Source organism: Dysgonomonas mossii, assembly GCF_004569505.1.
Classification (GTDB): Bacteria; Bacteroidota; Bacteroidia; order Bacteroidales; family Dysgonomonadaceae; genus Dysgonomonas.
In genome coordinates, this window is record NZ_SPPK01000041.1 from 1 (window position 1) to 498 (window position 498).

Annotated in this window: 1 protein-coding gene; it reads right to left on the reverse strand. The window is 56.4% G+C overall.

Features of this window, described 5'->3' with window-relative positions:
* Positions 1-33: 33 nt before the first annotated feature.
* Positions 34-498, reverse strand: a 465-nt coding sequence (locus E4T88_RS18850; protein ID WP_135107555.1) for a cation diffusion facilitator family transporter, incomplete at its 5' end; no start/stop codon positions are given.

Here is a 498-nt window from a genome sequence, read left to right on the forward strand (position 1 = left end):
TCACGATAGTGCGTTCTCAGATTCGCGTATGCGCTATGCATAGCCTTCTGCTTGTCCACCAACGTGCTTTGCCGGCGCCGTAAAGCTGTCCATCTCATCCGCCAGACGACAGGGAACCGACTCCATCTGTAGCGTCGTATGAAAAACTGCGAACCTGTCAGCAAGAATCGCGTTGATGGCTTCCCGCACGATCTCAGGAGTGGACGAAGGGTCGTGCACGACATGTGCCGTGAGGCTGGGTTTGCCACTGGTCAGGGCCCAGATGTGCAGGTCGTGAACCGACGTCACGCCGCTTACTGTGGCAATGCTGGTCCTGACCTCGGCAATGTCCATCCCATTTGGCACACCCTCCAGCAGGATGTTCAAGCTTTCCTTAAGAAGAACCCACGTGCGCGGCAAGACCCACAGTCCAATCAGCACGGCGATGATTGCATCTACCGTCGTCCAGCCCGTGTAACGGATGATGATCGCTCCGATGATCACACCCAGTGAACCAAG